Source organism: Armatimonas sp., from assembly GCF_043757465.1.
Lineage (GTDB): Bacteria > Armatimonadota > Armatimonadia > Armatimonadales > Armatimonadaceae > Armatimonas.
The window spans coordinates 41,211-54,936 of the sequence record NZ_JAYVPL010000110.1 but is presented as its reverse complement, the minus strand read 5'-3'; the positions used below and the strand labels follow the sequence as shown (position 1 = coordinate 54,936).

Here is a 13,726-nt window from a genome sequence, read left to right as displayed (position 1 = left end):
GTTTCCCAAGAAGCCTGATGCTTGGCATTGTTGTTTTTGGTGATTGTGTCCTAGACATAATTTCAGAAGCTCTCTGCTTTAGCGGAGGGAGTCGTCACAAGCCCTCATTTATTCAGCCCAGTAGGTCGAGCGCCTTCAGGGGATTCTGTCTCCAGGCAGTGGATCAAAAACGCCCGAACCGCACGACGTTGCTCCGAGGTCACTCTCGCGAAGACATCACGAATAGGTACCCGCATCACGGTGTCAAAAAAATCTGGAACAATTCTTCTTTAACCAAAATCGGAGGAGGAAATTGAAAAAATTGAGGGAATGTAATGAGAGTGAATGGGGCATGGTTGCCCTCTAAAAGAGATGATCCCAACCACCTCTAGCACTGCACTGTCGCATCCAGAAAAGCGACACTCTTTGACTTTTTGGTAAGGGCCTCCGAGACTGCTAGAGATCTCGTCGCCTAATAACGAAAGGAATAGGGTAGAGATGTATAAAGTAGTGGAAGCAAAAACTAAAGCGGAGTTGGAGAAGTTGGTTACCGAGTTTATGGAACAGGGGTGGCAACTTCAAGGGGGAATTGCGGTGATGGTGGACGAACACCGGTGGTACTACGTTCAAGCACTTGTCAAGTAGCCCCACGGACCGGTTTCCAAAATATTCTCCAATGCTCACCGAGGGACTAAAGTCTTGGTTCCTCGAAACTCTTGATCGTCTCTCGGGTATAGTAGTGCTATATCATTTGGGAGTAGCAATCATGAATATCCGAGGAATAGCACTGGTGGCGCTGGCACTGACGGCAGTAGGGACAATGGCAAAGGCCGATGACTGGGCGCAGTGGCGTGGCCCGAAGCGTGATGGCATCTCGCAGGAGAAGGGGCTGCTGAAGGCGTGGCCTGCGAGCGGGCCGAAGCTGCTCTGGCAGGTGAAGGATATTGGCTCGGGGTACTCCACTCCGGTTGTCGTGGGAACTCGGCTCTATGTCTTGAGCAACGAGGGGCTGGAAAATGAGTTTGTGCGGGCCTACAGCACCACCAACGGCAAGCTGATCTGGTCCACACGGCTCGGTGCCGTGGGCAACCCTAAACAGCAGCCGAGTTATCCGGGGGCACGCTCGACCGCAACGGTGGATGGCAAGCTGCTCTATGCGCTGGGCTCCGACGGCGATCTGGCATGTGTGGAGATAGCGACGGGGAAAATCCTCTGGACCAAGAGCCTGCGCAATGACTTTGGGGGCGCACCGGGTGTCTGGGCCTACTCCGAGTCGCCGCTGGTGGATGGTAATAAAGTCATCGTCACCCCCGGCGGTGAGAACGCTACCCTAGTCGCGCTGGATAAGAAGACCGGCGCGACCCTCTGGAAGTCCGCGATTCCCGGCGAAAAAGCCGCCAGCTACGCATCGGCGATTGCGGTAGAGATCGGCGGTGTGCGTCAGTACGTCCAGTACCTGAGCAAGGGTGTGGTCGGGGTAGAAGCCGCAACCGGCAAGCTGCTCTGGCGCTTCGATAAGACCCTCGACACACGCTTTGGCATGCATGCTCTCACTCCTATCAACGCTACCAACCTGATCTACACCGGCGCAGCGTCGGCCAGCGGTGCAGCGAAGATCAGCGCGGCGGCGGGGAGCTTCACCGCAGACCCAGCCTACATCGAGCGCAAGGCTCCCAACGGCTTGGGGGGCGCAGTTCGCCTCGGCGACTATCTCTACGGCACGTCCGGCCCGGTTCTGCTCTGCACCGAGTTTGCCACCGGAAAAGTCCGCTGGGAAGAGCGGGGCATTGGGGCTGCGGCTATCTGCTCTGCCGATGGCCTGCTCTTCCTGCACGGCGAGAACGGCGAGGTCGCACTGGCTGAGGTCACGCCCGAGGGCTACAAAGAGAAAGGCCGCTTCGCACCGCCCGCACAGCCGGATCGAGGGCAGAGCAAGGCATGGGCCCATCCCATTATCGCCAATGGCAGGCTCTACATCCGGGATCTAGGCAGTCTCTGGTGCTACGATATCAAGGCACGCTGAGGCCGCTCATCCCCCGCGCGGCGTTTTTTGTTCGAGGAAGCGCTTCTGCATCCTCTTTTTAAAGACAGTCAGCTTCGCTTGCTGCTCGGGAGTATAGAGCGCATAGATTTCCCGGGTCTTCTCCCCAAGGATTCGTATGCTCTCCTGGGTCGCTTTCAACTTTGCCTGCCGAAGTCTCTCCACTGTGGCCGCGTCCTGCTTGACTGCACCCGGTGGCTTAAAATAACTCTCTGATTTTTGAACGTGTGCAATAAGCTGACGCCGGTACTTCGCCTCTATGACCTTACGTTTCGCAAGCTGGCCAGGCGTCAGCTTGAGAGACTTCTCCATTTCGGCTTCTTCCTTGACAAGCTGACGAAACGCATCGGGCACTTTATACGAATGCGACGGGCGTGTCTGTGCGGTGGCAGTACCCACAGCGAGCGGTGCACAGGCTGTTAAGAGAAGCAGCGACAGTGCTGCAATGATCTTGAAGCGTGTTCTAGCATACATCGTTTTATTCCTCGTCGTAGGAACACTGTAGCACAAAATCACAAAATCAAAGCGCCGTTTTTGAGATCAGCCCGGCGGACTAAGACGCTTAATACTAGCTTCAATCTCGGGATCTCGGAAGAGTAGATTAGCGCCCGTATAGTGCTCGCGGGCCAGCTCACTCTGCCCTTGCGTCTCCGCGAGCGTCGCAAGCGCTTTGTGGGCGTTGAAGTAGCGCACCAGAATATGTAACTGGAGCGGGTCGCCGTCTTTCCAGCCCGCGTAGACGCCACGGGTCTTGAGCTGTGGCCAGAGCGCGGCATTCAGGGTGAGAAGCTCGGTGTCGCCAGGCGCACTGCCCACTTCGTAGAGGCGCTGGGTTATCCCCCAGGGAACCCGTGTGAAGGGCTTGAGTCGCTCATCCAGTGAGGGGATCTTTGGCTGAGTGCGACGGCTATCCAGGCGGTCATCGGAGACGAGTAGCACCGGACGTCCCTCGGCGAGGGCTGTGTTTACCAGAAGCTGGAGATAGGTGCCGTCACTGGTGGCTTCACGCGAAAGGCCAAAAGGCGACGGCAGGCCGGGCCACTGACTTTGCACGTGCTCGAAGTACCAGCCCGTGTTGTTATTGAGTGTCCCTTCCAGCATATCCGCGTTCAGCACCGCCACATCCGGGCGCTGATTCTTCACCCACTTGAGGTACCAGAGAGTGAAAACGATATTATTGCTCGTTAGGATAACGGCATCTTTGGGCGCACTGCTCAGAATATTGGCCGCAAAATCGGCTTCCAGAAAGTTGCTACTTTTATCTGTCGCGCTCAGGTGGGTTGTCATCTGCACAAGAGGCGTCATTAGCAACAGGAACGCGAGGGGCCGCACGAAAACGGGCTTTCGGGCGCTCAGCCAGGTGCTCACTTCCCCCAAGCCCACCGCGATCCAGGCCGCCACGCAGAGATACGAGGGGATGTAGTAGACATAGATATCATTGATGGCGTAGTTGGTGGCGTAGACAATATTGCCCATGAACACCCAGCACATCAGTGCGAAAAGTGTCCGTTGTCGCTTCCAGAGCATGATCGTTCCTGGGAGCACAAAAACCAGAAAATGCCCCCCGAACTCCTTCCAGAGAGCACCGTAGAAATAGCCCCAGAGCCGCACGTGCCAAGTAGAGAGGGGCTCGGTGAACATTAAGTGGCGATACTGTGAGCCATTGACATGCAGTAGAAATCGCGGCCAAGTCTGCGGATCTCCCCATTTGAGCGGCGCACTTCCCAGCTTGGCGGCGAGGGGGACGTAGGCATAGAGAAGCAGAGGCAACACAAAGAGAGGGAGGTGGGCGAAGAGCTTCTTAAGGCCGACTTTATGCCACGCAAACATCAAGAACCCCGGCAGAAACAGCGCCATCGTCAGATTGTTCGTCAGCGCCAGACCATAAACTAGCACCAGAGGAGCCAGCACACGCTCCCCGCGCTCCAGACGAACACTCAGCCAGAGCACCGTGCACAGAAAGAGCGCCGTGAGCGTGTAGACCTCGCACGAGAGCGACTGTTGCCACAGAGTCGGGGCAAAGGCGAGCAAGAGTGCGGCACTTGCAGCCACCAAGGGAGCGCCGATAAGTGCGGCGACAAATCGATAGAACATGGCGACGGCTGCTGCTCCAAAGAGCGCTGTCATGAGGTTGACACGCATCGCGGGCTCATCAATCAGGGGAGCGAGTCCTAGCAAGAACGCGCGGCCAAGTAGGGTGAAGAGGGGATAGCCCGTGGGATGGCAGACTCCCAGGGTTGCCATTGCCAGCTCGAAGTCTCCGTCGTCGCCCGTGTAGATCGTGCGGCACATGGTGAGTGCGTAGAGTAGTGCCGCTACGGCGAAGAGTAGCCAGGCGATCTTTCTATCGGAGAGGGAATTCACCCTATAATTATCGGAGAGACCCAGTGGATTTTACAGTAGCACTTTTCAGGACGTATAGATAAACCCACGCCACTCCCCACTCCGAGTCAGGCCCACGCCCGTCATTTGCCCTTGATTATTGAGGCTTCGCGGAACAATCTCGACAAAGTTCGAGCCGGACGGGATCAGCCAGTCAATAGGCTGAGGTTTACCGTTCTTCCAGTAGGCTGGCCAGAAGTGCTTGTCGTTATAGACTACCCCCAGAGCCTGTCCCTGATCATTTACTGCCATAACTTGCCCTTGGAAGCCTGGTGGAAGGGAGAGAAGCGTCGGCTCCGAAGCTGTGTTTTTCCAGACAACCGGCTTGCCCTCAAGGGCACCGCCAATGATTCCCCCAGAGGAAAGCGCTCTTGCCTGTCCTCTGCCACCTTTTAGGGTACTTACCTTGCCATCGCGCCAGACAAGGGCGTGGCCATTTCCCAGCCCGACAACGAGCCCCGAGTCGTTGATGGCCGTCGCAACCTTGCCCGATTCTAGTGGTTGTGGTTTCCCCGCCTGCCAGAGTGTTGCAACAAGGGTATTGTCGGATGTTATCGAGTAGCCCACCGCAACGCCCTTACTATTGACTCCCAAGGCGCTTGCATCCGTTGTTCCTGATACAGGTGCAAGCCTTGTGACGTCCCCTGACTGCCAAAGTACCCCTGAGGCGTTTCGCCTGTCTCTGCTAAAGCCTGCAACAAAACGCCCATCCTGCGAGAGCGCCTCGGGTTCGGCGCTGATTGCGCCTCTAGGCAGCGCCAGTGCCACTGCCTTGTTTTTGGTTCCCTGCCAGAGAACCGGCCTTACCGGCGTCCCTCAGCCAAGCTCGCCTGACCAACCGATGATCTGCCCCTTGTCGTTGATGGCGCTTGCGCCACACGCGGGATCACTTGTGCTGAGCCTCGGAAGCTCGGTGAGGCTGGGAGAGTGCACATTGTCGAGCTGGCTCCAGAGAAGCGCGGCCGCTGCCACTCCCGAGATCGTGATCGCTGAGGAGATTCGTTTCATAGAACACCTTGCAGGTAGTCTGGGCCGTCCAGTGCGCCTTGAGGAGGGACGATTTTCGAGAAGGCGTCGTTGGTCTCTTGGAGGGCAAACAGTAAGGGAAACTTGCCGGGGGGTGGACTGGGAGTGTACGTCCCTGCCCCCCAAGCATGTCCCTCGGCGAATGCACGGAACTTGCGAATCTTTGCGCTGGCCCGATCCAGGGTGAAAGCGCCCTCCATTTTTCCGTCGAGTCCGCGCTGACCGTTTCCCGTCTGCATGGCATAGTCACCCATGAAGCGAATCTCAACCGTCTCAGCGGTTTTCTGGAGGAGAGTGCCTTCAAACCGGGCTCGCTTTACCTCACTTCCTCTCCAGAAGTTGGGCTCCCCCCGAACAAAGTCCGTCAGGTGGTATCGAGCAAGCCTTGCGATCAGAGTGGGCGGCAAGGCAAACTCCCCGCTTCCAGGTGCCTCCGCCATCGCACGCACCTCCTGGGGCAATACCCAGAGATGGTCACGTGCCGCCCCCTTATTGAGCTCATTGCAGCCCGCAGGTAGGGGATGGATCCGGACAAAGATACGCAAGATGGACGATCCCACTGGCGCAAGGCGTGTGAAATCGCTGCCGAGCTCATTGGCGGCAACGGTCACCCGAGCGGGCGGATTTTGGGCAAACTTCTCCTGCCCGGTTTTTAATAGCTGTAGCAGACGCTCTACATCTCGGTTATTGTTAAAGCCGGATCCCGCCCCATCCGCCCCGGCAACATAGTGCCCCTGTGCCGTCTGTCCGCTTAAAATCCGGGGGTTGACACTCTGGGCCATCTGCATGAACCAGTTGCGCGCCGGCGACTTTCCGTTCTGAATTTCGTGGGTATCCCCCGTGACGGGAATAAAGTCCTGCTGAAGGGATTTGATCACACGGGGATCGCTAAACTTGGACGCACGGTCCAATTTACCGTTGTTTCAAACACAGCCCAGAGGGTTGCCGTTCATAATCCAGAGATACAGTGGCTTGCCTGTGCGCTGCGCTTCGAGTCGAGCCGCCATGATATTGGTGCGCCAGGGAATCTGTAGCCAGAGTTCTTCCTCGGCGGTGGGGAGGACAGTCTTAATCCTCTGATCCAAAGTGTCTAAAATCATCGTAGTCTTCCTTCTTCTTTTTCACTATACCTGACGGCGCGAGGTCGAGGATTTTTCGTGTGTGATCCGATACAATCGGGCGGGCCATTTAGCGCCCGAGCATTTACTTCCGACAAAGACATCATGGCAAAACAAACTATTACAACCCGCGAGAAAGACTACTCGCAGTGGTATCTCGATATCGTCAAAGAGGCGGATCTCTCCGACTACTCCCCCGTGCGTGGCTGTATGGTCATCAAGCCCGTGGGCTATGCAATCTGGGAGATGATCCAGCAGGAGCTAGACCGGCGCATCAAGGCCACCGGCCATGTCAACGCCTACTTCCCGCTCTTTATTCCCGTGAGTTTCTTGACCAAAGAGGCGCAGCACGTCGAAGGTTTTGCACCTGAAGTCGCTGTGGTGACGCACCATCGCCTAGAGAGCGACGGCAAGGGTGGGCTGGTTCCTGCCGCACCGCTCGATGAGCCGCTGGTAGTGCGCCCGACCTCGGAGGCGATTATCGGGGATAGCTTCTCGCGCTGGGTGCAGTCCTGGCGTGACCTACCGCTCTTAATCAATCAGTGGGCCAATGTGGTGCGCTGGGAGATGCGCACGCGTCCGTTTCTGCGCACCGCCGAGTTTCTCTGGCAGGAGGGCCACACCGCCCACGCCACTCACGATGAAGCCGAGGAAGAAACTCTTAAGATTCTCCATGAAGTGTATGGGGATTTCCTAGAGAACGTCATGGCGATTCCGGTCTTTAAGGGACAGAAAACCGAAAAAGAGAAGTTCGCGGGTGCACTACGCACCTATGCCATCGAGGCGATGATGCAGGACGGTAAGGCGCTGCAAGCGGGCACGAGCCACAACCTCGGACAGAACTTTGCCAAAGCCTTCGAGATTAAGTACCAGGGCCAGAACCAGAACGAGATTGAGTACGCCTGGACCACGTCCTGGGGCGTCTCCACCCGGCTGATCGGCGCACTCATCATGGCGCACTCCGACGACGACGGTTTAGTCCTGCCGCCGCGCCTCGCCCCGACCCAAGCCGTGATTGTCCCAATCTACAAGACCGACGAAGAGAAAGCCGCGACGCTTGCCGCTGCCGATCAGCTTAAAGCAGCGATTGGCGAGAGGGCGCGGGTCAAGATTGACTCCCGTGATAATCTCACGCCGGGCTTTAAGTTCAACGAGTGGGAAGTGAAGGGTATTCCGGTTCGCATCGAGATCGGGCCGCGTGATGTCGCCAATCAGACCGTCGTGCTGGGCCGCCGGGACCGTCCGGGCAAAGAGGGCAAGCGCTTCGTCAGTTGGGCCGAGCTCCCCGACGTTCTGCCTGTGCTGCTTGAAGAGATTCAGGTCGCGCTCTACGACCGGGCCAAAGCCTTCCGGGATGCGCATGTCACGGATGTTGCCAACTACGCCGAGCTTACGGCCGCCGTGGAGACCGGCTTTGCCCGCGCTTGGTGGGCGGGCTCTCGCGAGGATGAAGACAAGATCCAGCTAGAGCTCAAGGCCACGATCCGCTGCATCCCGCTGGAGCAAGACCAGCCCGGCGGCGAGGGGGTCTGTGTCTTCACCGGACAGCCCGCCACCCAGCAAGTGCTCTTTGCAAGAAGTTACTAATCTCTCCCACCTCTCCCTTGCCTTTAGGTAAAGGAGGGGGAGTTTTCGGGAGATATAATGACAACATCATGGCATACAGTGAGTTTAACTTACAAACGGTTATAGATCGCTTCGGGCTGACGGTTCAACAAGAGACGGGGCACTTTGCGGTGGTGCCTCCCCTTGCTACTATCAGCTCGATTCTGAAGACGCTTCTGGCCGAGCAAGTGCCCCTTGCAATTGCTATCAATACGGAAAAAGCACGCTCCGAGATGATTGTCGTGAATGTTCTGGCTGAACTAAGACGGCAGTTCCCCGATGCACTCAGCCTGTTCTCAGGGGTTGAGCTGGATGTCGAAAAATCAGAGAGCTTGAATGGCTACTGTGACTTTCTCATTAGCCTCTCTCCTCAGCAGCTTATAGTAAGCGCACCCATTGTTACCCTGGTAGAAGCTAAAAACGCCGATCTCCCAGCAGCTTGGGGGCAGTGTGTTGCCGAGATGTTAGCGGCACAGCGTTTCAATAAAAAGCGCGGCAATGAGATTCCCAAGATATACGGCGTCGTGACCTCGGGAACAAGCTGGATGTTTGGTTTTCTGGAAGATACATCCGTCGTTCTGGATCTTCAAGAGTACGGTATAGATGAGCCCGAAAAAATTCTCGGTGTCCTCTCTGCAATGGTTGGAAAAGCTCCTCTTATCTGACATTCAGATCGGCATTATACTGTGTTGCACGAAGGCACCATCCAGAGTGACTTCACCACGTAGGACGGGTCGGCTGGATGCCGCCCTCGATCCAGAGAAACTTCCCGTTGGTCTCGCTTGCCGGAGCAGCGACGATCTTGAGAACCAAGTCAGCGGCTTTCTCCGGGGGGTCGCCGCCGGTGCGCTCGACTAAGTCCGCCCAGCCGGGCATGCCGCCAAAGTCTTTGATGTCTTCCCACATCTCGGTCTTCACCTCGCCAGGATGGAGGGCGCAGCAGGAGAGCTCGCTGCCCACAAGCTCTGCGGCAAGCTGGCGGGTGAAGAAGTTCAGGGTGTATTTCGAGAGAATATAATCGGAGCCTGCGCCCTCCGGCGGGGAAAATCCGGCGGCGGAGCTGACATTGATGATCCGGCCCCAGCCGAGTTCTTTCATCCCCGGCGCACAGAGCCGCGCGAGCAGATACGGCGCGTAGACATTGGTAAGAAGCGTCTGCCGCCAGCGCTCCGGATCGCTCTCGGTGATCTTATCGAAGCCATTGTGGACACCCGCGTTGTTGACCAGCACCGAGACCGGACCGAGTTCTTTGATAATGACTTCCATAGCCGCGGGGTCACTGACATTGCCTACAAAGACTCTGCCTTGCTTTCCTAAAAGCGCCGCTGTCTCTTTGAGCTTCTCCACACGCCGCCCGACAAGCGCCACCGCAAAATCCTCACGCGCAAGTGCCGCGGCGACGGCACGCCCGACCCCACTGCCAGCACCTGTCACCAGCGCGACTCTCATGGCAGAGCATCTGTCTGTGACTCGGAGAGATCAAGCGCAGTGGCGAGAAATCTTAGCTTCGGGTTGTTCTCGATAATATGATTCATCCCCCACGGGCTCTCGAACAAACAAACAAAGTTCCCGAAGCTATCTTCCACACGCCGCGTCCCCATGCCCCAGTACACTTCCTTGAGCGCCTCGTCAGGGCCTTGAATCCAGCGGGCGTGGTTGTAGGGCAGGCGATCCAGGCCCGTGTCCACGCCGTACTCGGAGAGCAGGCGGAACTGGATCACTTCAAACTGGAGCTGCCCGACAACACCTAGAATCGGCTCGGTGCGCCCGGCGTTGATCTCGTGGAAGAGCTGCACGACGCCTTCCTCACTGAGCTGCTCGATGCCTTTTTGAAACTGCTTGTATTTTTCGGAGCGCCGGTTGCGAAGCACTCCAAAGTGCTCTGGCGCGAAGCGTGGAAAGCCCCGAAAGCGCACTGGAGTGCCCGTGCAGACCGTGTCACCGAGCTGAAAGACCCCCGGGTTGGTGAGGCCGATAATATCACCGGGGTAGGCCACTTCCACCGTCTCACGATCCGATGCAAAGAGCTTCTGCGGCCGGGTGAGGCGCACGGATTTCTTGGAGCGCGGATTGAAAGCCACCATATCACGCTCAAAGCGCCCCGAGACCACGCGCAGAAATGCCACGCGGTCGCGATGATTCGGATCCATATTGGCCTGAATCTTAAAGACAAAGCCACGAAAATCGGGCTCGTTTGGTGCAATCTCACCCTCTTGTGCCGAGCGCGACATCGGGGCGGGCGCGAGGTCAATAAAGCGCTTCAGGAAACGCTCCACCCCGAAGTTGGTGACGGCGCTTCCAAAGAACAGCGGCGTGATCTCGCCGTTTGCAATGCGCTCGGGGTCGAGTGGCTCACCGGCGACGTCCAGCAGCTCAATATCCTCGCGGAGCTTCTGCGCCGGGCCTTGCCCAATAATCGTATCCAGTGTCGGGTCGCTCAGATCCACAATGCGCACGGGGGCTTTGTTCGCGCCGTGCTGCACTCTATCGTATAAGTGGAGCTGGCTACTTTGCCGGTCGTAGACGCCTTGGAACTGGTCGCCGTCGCCGATGGGCCAGAAGACGGGCGCGGAGCGAATCCCCAGCACTTCCTCTAGGTTCGCCATCAGATCCAGCGGATCGAGGCCGGGGCGATCCATCTTATTGATAAATGTAAAGATCGGAATCCCACGCTGGCGACAGACAGCAAAGAGCTTGATGGTCTGCGGCTCGACCCCACGGGCATTGTCAATCAGCATCACGGCACTGTCGGCAGCCACGAGCGTGCGGTAGGTGTCCTCGGAGAAGTCCTGGTGGCCCGGCGTGTCGAGCAAGTTCAGCACGCAGCCACCGTACTCAAACTGAAGCACCGTGGATGTAATCGAGATTCCGCGCTGCTTCTCCAGCTCCATCCAGTCCGAGGTCGCCTGCCGCCGGTTCTTCTTCGCCGTCACCGAGCCCGCGAGCTGGATCGCGCCCCCGTAGAGAAGCAGCTTCTCCGTTAAAGTTGTCTTTCCCGCATCCGGGTGGGAGATAATCGCAAACGTCCGCCGCCGCGCAATTTCCGTTTCTAAATCACTCATAGCCGAGAGCTAGGATACCACGTAGCCTTCCAAGCATTCCTGCACCCAAGCACTTTCCTCGTCGCGAAAGGCGGGTTCGGCGGGCTGGGTGTAGGTGGTCTCCAGTAGCTCGGCGTAGCGGTTTTCGTCGTAGTAGCGGTCGAAGACCCGAAGAGATTCCGGTATCATAGTGATTATGATTCGCAGATTTGTGGGAGCGCTGGCACTGGGGGGCTTAAGTATAATGGCGCTGGCGGCGCAAAAGCCCCAGAAGGCAGTCTCGTACCAACGCGATGTGCTGCCGATTCTAAAAAAGAACTGCTCGTCGTGCCATAGCAACGGAGCCAAGCAGGGAGACTTCTCGCTCGACAGCCGCGAGGCGATTCTGACGGGCGGCAAGACCCATCCCGTGGCACGGCCTGGCAAGGGAGCACAGAGCTACCTAATCGAGCTAGTGACCACAGGCGCGATGCCACCTCAGGGAACGCATCTGAAGGCCAGCGAGGTGGAAGTTCTCCGGCGCTGGATTGACTCCGGCCTGCCCTTTGATGGCGCGGCGGAGAGCGAGGACGCCGCCTGGACACCGCCACTGGCTCTGGTAGACGTGGCTGTTCCCGAGGGCACAGGCAACGCAATTGACCGGCTGCTCGGGCTGTACTTTACGGAGAAGAGAGTGGCTGTCGGCGCACCGGTGAGTGACCGGGCCTTTGTGCGGCGGGCGTATCTGGACTTAATCGGGCTACTGCCCTCGCCCGCGCAGCTCAATGCCTTTGTGTGGGACACGCGCACAGATAAGCGTGAGCGGCTGGTGGCGAGCCTCTTGGCCGACACCAAAAACTACACGGAGCACTGGCTGACGTTCTGGAACGATGCGCTTCGCAATGACTATGTCGGGACGGGCTACATTGACGGTGGCCGGAGCCAGATCACGGGCTGGCTGTATTCTGCACTGGAGAGCAACAAGCCCTACGACCAGTTTGTACGCGAGCTAATCGCCCCACCAAGTGCCGAGTCCGAGGGTTTTATCAAAGGAATTGTCTGGCGCGGCGTGGTCAATGCGAGCCAGAGACCACCGCTCCAAGCCGCGCAAAATATCGGGCAGGTGTTTCTAGGGGTGAACCTCAAGTGCGCCTCGTGCCATGATAGCTTCACTAGCAACTGGAAGCTGCGCGATGCCTACGGCCTAGCCGCGATTTTTGCGGATACGCCGCTGGAGCTGGTACGCTGCGACAAGCCCACGGGGGCAATGGCGAGCGCGACGTTTCTCTGGCCCGAGCTGGGAGTGGTGGACGGCAGTGCGCCCCTGGCAACGCGACGGACGCAAGTCGCGGCGGCGCTCACCTCGCGTGCCAACGGACGCTTTGCTCGTGCCATTGTCAATCGGCTCTGGACCAAGCTCATGGGGCGCGGTCTGATCGAGCCCAACGATGAGCTGGACAACAAGCCCTGGAACCCCGCACTGCTGGACTGGCTCGCCCTCGACTTTGTGAACCACGGCTACGACTTGAAGCACACGCTGGCCCAGATCGCCACGAGCCGCGCCTACCAGCTGCCGTCGCAGGGGCTGGCCAAGGAACGCCCGGCGGGCTATGTCTTCACTGGCCCCGCCGTCAAGCGTCTCTCCGCGGAGCAGCTCACCGATGCAATCTCCACGCTCACGGAAAGCTGGCCTACCCCCGTGGAGACGCTACGTATCAATAAAGGCGCCGTCAGTGTTCCCAAGCGCACTGGAAAGTTACTCTTTGACAGCGGCCTGATGCGCAAGGGAGACAAGGCGGTAGATATCGCGCTACGTGGCGAGGAAGTGCTCGCCCTAGTGGCAACTGATGGCAACGGCAATAGTAACCACGACTGGGCCAACTGGATCGAGCCGCGCTTTGTTTTCGAAAGTGGACGAGAAATAAGCCTGCGCGAGCTGGCCCCACTCTCCACAACCACGGGGTTTGGGACGGTTCAAACCGATAAAAGTGTCGTCGGTAAGCCTCTGCGATTGGGCGAGAAAACCTACACGCGTGGTATTGGGACGCACGCCAACTCGGTGATTCTGTATCCGATCCCCCGGGGGGCGACCCACTTTCGCGCACTCGTGGGACCCGATCAGGGGGCAGTGGACGAAGCACCGGCAGAAGTTTCAGTGCGCTTCGCCGTCGTTGAGGCATCGCGTGCGCTGACACAAGGCCGGGCGGCGCTCACCACGGCGGATGCCTTCACCCGTGCGCTGGGTCGGCCCAACCGCGAGCAGACTGTCACGCAGCGGCAGACTGTCGCGACCACACTCCAGGCGCTGGAGCTGACCAACGGCCCACTTCTGGCGACGCGCCTCAAGCAAGGGGTTCGCGCCTGGCAAGCGCATGGAGCGCACGGCGAGGATATTCTTACCGGGCTCTACCAGACCGCGCTCAGCCGCCCTCCGAGCGAGGCAGAACGCACCACAGTACGGCAGACACTGGGTGGCAAGTGGACACCGGAGAACTTGGAAGACCTACTCTGGGCGCTGCTGATGAGCCCGGAGTTTCAGCTGTATTAGGAAAAAC

Annotated in this window: 14 protein-coding genes; 5 read left to right on the top strand and 9 right to left on the bottom strand. The window is 58.2% G+C overall.

The window, feature by feature from the left end; all coding sequences use genetic code 11:
• Positions 1 to 477: 477 nt before the first annotated feature.
• Together ACH2ED_RS14865 and ACH2ED_RS14860 are read left to right on the top strand one after the other, a co-directional pair.
• Positions 478 to 624 carry a DUF1737 domain-containing protein gene (locus ACH2ED_RS14865; RefSeq protein WP_395092606.1) on the top strand — a complete coding sequence of 49 codons (147 nt, stop codon included), beginning with the start codon at positions 478 to 480 and terminating at the stop codon, positions 622 to 624.
• A 121-nt stretch (positions 625 to 745) separates the two neighbouring features.
• Positions 746 to 2,002, top strand: a complete 1,257-nt coding sequence (locus ACH2ED_RS14860; RefSeq protein WP_395092604.1) for a PQQ-binding-like beta-propeller repeat protein — start codon at positions 746 to 748, stop codon at positions 2,000 to 2,002.
• Between the two features lie 6 nt (positions 2,003 to 2,008).
• On the opposite strand, the gene ACH2ED_RS14855 is transcribed toward ACH2ED_RS14860, so the two are convergent.
• The 6 genes from ACH2ED_RS14855 to ACH2ED_RS14830 form a co-directional block, all read right to left on the bottom strand.
• Positions 2,009 to 2,494, bottom strand: coding sequence for a Spy/CpxP family protein refolding chaperone (locus ACH2ED_RS14855; RefSeq protein ID WP_395092601.1), 486 nt, complete (start codon positions 2,492 to 2,494; stop codon positions 2,009 to 2,011).
• A gap of 66 nt (positions 2,495 to 2,560) precedes the next feature.
• Complete coding sequence (locus ACH2ED_RS14850; protein WP_395092598.1) at positions 2,561 to 4,384, bottom strand: protein O-mannosyl-transferase family; 1,824 nt, start codon at positions 4,382 to 4,384, stop codon at positions 2,561 to 2,563.
• A 45-nt stretch (positions 4,385 to 4,429) separates the two neighbouring features.
• The gene (locus ACH2ED_RS14845; RefSeq protein WP_395092595.1) at positions 4,430 to 5,170 is read right to left on the bottom strand and encodes a hypothetical protein; all 741 of its coding nucleotides are present in this window, start codon (positions 5,168 to 5,170) and stop codon (positions 4,430 to 4,432) included.
• Positions 5,171 to 5,218: 48 nt separating this feature from the next.
• Entirely contained in the window at positions 5,219 to 5,410 is a 192-nt protein-coding gene (locus tag ACH2ED_RS14840; protein WP_395092592.1) for a hypothetical protein, read from the bottom strand.
• Positions 5,407 to 6,339 (bottom strand): hypothetical protein, encoded by a 933-nt coding sequence (locus ACH2ED_RS14835; protein ID WP_395092589.1) that lies wholly within the window; start codon positions 6,337 to 6,339, stop codon positions 5,407 to 5,409. Before ACH2ED_RS14835 ends, ACH2ED_RS14840 begins: the two co-directional genes overlap by 4 nt.
• Before the next feature lie 12 nt (positions 6,340 to 6,351).
• Positions 6,352 to 6,528 carry a hypothetical protein gene (locus ACH2ED_RS14830; RefSeq protein WP_395092586.1) on the bottom strand — a complete coding sequence of 59 codons (177 nt, stop codon included), beginning with the start codon at positions 6,526 to 6,528 and terminating at the stop codon, positions 6,352 to 6,354.
• Positions 6,529 to 6,651: 123 nt separating this feature from the next.
• Here ACH2ED_RS14830 and proS point away from each other — a divergent pair, with 123 nt between their 5' ends.
• Positions 6,652 to 8,133 (top strand): proline--tRNA ligase, encoded by a 1,482-nt coding sequence (gene proS, locus ACH2ED_RS14825; RefSeq protein ID WP_395092583.1) that lies wholly within the window; start codon positions 6,652 to 6,654, stop codon positions 8,131 to 8,133.
• Positions 8,134 to 8,201: 68 nt separating this feature from the next.
• On the top strand, positions 8,202 to 8,816 hold the full coding sequence (locus tag ACH2ED_RS14820) for a hypothetical protein (RefSeq protein WP_395092580.1): 615 nt from the start codon (positions 8,202 to 8,204) through the stop codon (positions 8,814 to 8,816).
• Between the two features lie 52 nt (positions 8,817 to 8,868).
• On the opposite strand, the gene ACH2ED_RS14815 is transcribed toward ACH2ED_RS14820, so the two are convergent.
• Genes ACH2ED_RS14815 through ACH2ED_RS14805 form a run of 3 tightly spaced genes read right to left on the bottom strand, consistent with a single transcriptional unit; the run spans position 8,869 to position 11,381 of the window.
• Positions 8,869 to 9,600, bottom strand: a complete 732-nt coding sequence (locus tag ACH2ED_RS14815; protein ID WP_395092577.1) for an SDR family oxidoreductase — start codon at positions 9,598 to 9,600, stop codon at positions 8,869 to 8,871.
• Positions 9,597 to 11,213, bottom strand: coding sequence for a peptide chain release factor 3 (locus ACH2ED_RS14810; RefSeq protein ID WP_395092574.1), 1,617 nt, complete (start codon positions 11,211 to 11,213; stop codon positions 9,597 to 9,599). Before ACH2ED_RS14810 ends, ACH2ED_RS14815 begins: the two co-directional genes overlap by 4 nt.
• Positions 11,214 to 11,222: 9 nt before the next feature.
• Positions 11,223 to 11,381: a hypothetical protein gene (locus ACH2ED_RS14805; protein ID WP_395092571.1), complete on the bottom strand. Its 159-nt coding sequence runs from the start codon at positions 11,379 to 11,381 to the stop codon at positions 11,223 to 11,225.
• A gap of 7 nt (positions 11,382 to 11,388) precedes the next feature.
• Between ACH2ED_RS14805 and ACH2ED_RS14800 the strand changes: the two genes are divergently transcribed.
• Entirely contained in the window at positions 11,389 to 13,719 is a 2,331-nt protein-coding gene (locus ACH2ED_RS14800) for a DUF1549 domain-containing protein (protein ID WP_395092569.1), read from the top strand.
• Positions 13,720 to 13,726 lie beyond the last annotated feature (7 nt).